Genomic DNA, 1,832 nt, shown 5'->3' on the forward strand with positions numbered 1-1,832 from the left:
CGGGACGGCTGGGACCACGGGACGGCTGGGACCACGGGACGGCTGGGACCACGGGACGGCTGGGACCACGGGACGGCTGGGACCACGGGACGGCTGGGACCACGGGACGGCTGGGACCACGGGACGGGCGCAGCCCGATGGGCCCGGCCTTCGGCTGGCCACTCAATCGGCGCCGGTACGGCGCGACGTGGTGCGGCGATTTCGGCGCCGTCTTACGGCGGCCGACCGGCGTGCCCGGCAGCCCGGAGCGGGGCGATCAATCCCGCCTCGCTTCCCGCTCCGTCGGAGTGCTTGTTCGACGGTGTCGGTACGGAGGGATGTGTGCGGTGAATCCGGCGCCCTCGTGTGGGCGGGCCACCGGCGTACTCACCAGTCGGAACTGTCGGGGAGATCAATCCTTGTCAACCCCGTCATCGGCTGGTGTGGTCATGGCCCACCCGTTCGTGTTTCACCGCTCCATCGGACCTGTCCACCCACTCGACCTGGGCCAGAGACGGTACACACCGCTGTGCCTGCGGGCTCCTGGCCGCCGGGCACGCCTCCCCTTCGCGAGGGCTGCGGCGCCACGAGGCTCCGCCTTCCCGCCTCGCTGCTTGTTCACCGGTGCCGGTACGGCCGGGCATGGTGCGGTGGTGGGGCTGCTCGCCTCGGCCGGTGTATTCGCCACCAACCGGTGTCGTTGTGGCGGGGCGAGGTGGGGGAATTCGGTGTCGGCGTACGGTGGGGATGAGGGACGGTGGGCTGTCGTGGGTGTGCGGTGTGGGTGGTGGGATCTGGCGTCGGTGTCTTCTGGTAGGACCTAGGGGTGACCGAGACCATGTCGCCTGGGGGCTCCGGAGAGCCGGGGGCTGAAGGGCAGACCTCTCTGGAAGGTATGCCGGTGCCGCGGAAGGCGGTGGCGGAGAAGGCCGTGGGGGGGATCGTCGCGGCGGGGGTGGCGCCTGTCGCGCGGGTCTTGGTGGATACGCCGTTGCCGCATCTGGATCGGCCGTTCGACTATCTCGTGCCTGCGGGGATGGATGCGGACGCGGTGGCGGGGTGCCGGGTGCGGGTGCGCTTCGCGGGGAAGCTTACGGACGGGTTCCTGCTGGAGCGGGTGGAGAGCAGTGAGCATGAGGGGGGGCTGCTCGCGCTGGAGCGGGTGGTGTCCGCGGAGCCGGTGCTCACCCCTGAGATCGCGAGCTTGTGCCGCGCCGTGGCGGACCGGTACGCGGGCACCATGTCGGACGTCGTCCGGCTCGCCGTTCCTCCGCGGCACGCTCGGGTGGAAGCGGAGCCGGTCGAGAGTGAGGGCACTCTGGGGAAGGGGCGTCCGGGCGAGGGGGCGGCGGCCGTAGGGCGGGTGGGCGAGGGTGAACCGGGCGGGGCGGGGCCGGTGGGGCAGGGTGTGCCGGGTTCGGACGAGGCCGGGACGGTGTCGCGGGGTGGGATGCCGGCTCCCGGTGAGGAGAGGGCGTCCGCGTCCGGAGTGACCATGGGGGCCGCTGAAGCCGGAGGTACCGTGCACCCGGAGGGGGCGTGGGCTGAGTATCACGCGGTTGGGACACCTGCCTCCGGTGGGGAGGGAGTGTCCGGGGCCGGTGGGGACGTGATGTCTGGGGTCGGTGGGGAGACTGCTTCTGAGTCCGGTGCGGAGGGAGTCTCTGGTCCCGGAGCGGAGGCGGCGACCGGGGCTGGGAGAGGAGGGGTATCTGGGCCTCAAGGGACGGTGGTGACTGGTTCCGTTGAGGAGGAGGCGTCCGGGTCCCGGAGGGAGGGAGCGTCCGGGTCGAATGAGGACGTGGCGTCCGGGTTCGAGGGGGATGGGGTCTCACGGGGTGGTGGGGCAGTGG

Annotated in this window: 1 pseudogene; it reads left to right on the top strand. The window is 72.0% G+C overall.

The features are described from left to right. Positions 1-874: 874 nt before the first annotated feature. Positions 875-1,832: pseudogene (locus ABGB17_RS38730) on the top strand (hypothetical protein); the annotation flags it as partial.

This window comes from Sphaerisporangium sp. B11E5, assembly GCF_039871875.1.
Taxonomy (GTDB): domain Bacteria; phylum Actinomycetota; class Actinomycetes; order Streptosporangiales; family Streptosporangiaceae; genus Sphaerisporangium.